Source organism: Streptococcus pseudopneumoniae (assembly GCF_038148935.1).
GTDB lineage: Bacteria > Bacillota > Bacilli > Lactobacillales > Streptococcaceae > Streptococcus > Streptococcus pseudopneumoniae_U.
Genome location: NZ_JBBJZX010000253.1, coordinates 1 through 277 on the forward strand (window position 1 = coordinate 1; position 277 = coordinate 277).

Genomic DNA, 277 nt, shown 5'->3' on the forward strand with positions numbered 1-277 from the left:
TTCCTGGGTAAAGGGTTTGTTGCCGAAAAACTCCAACCAGGGTTTGCGAACCTCGTCTTTGCTGGTTTCTCTGTATTTTTTCAGTTCCAAGAATGCCATCTTGACCAGATGATTTTCCTGTCCATTGTTTGTGATGGTTAAGGCTTCACCTGTCGTGTCCTCTCGCATGCTAAAGCTATGAAAAGCCAAGTCATCTGAGAAATAATTGCTGTCCACAATTGCGATAGCATATACTGGTGCGATGTGTTTATAGCTCTGATGAGTATCACTTTCTCGT

The 277-nt window shown here is 43.0% G+C and carries 1 pseudogene; it reads right to left on the reverse strand.

The window, feature by feature from the left end:
* A pseudogene (locus tag WKI42_RS10855) lies at positions 1–277 on the reverse strand (Rpn family recombination-promoting nuclease/putative transposase); the annotation flags it as partial.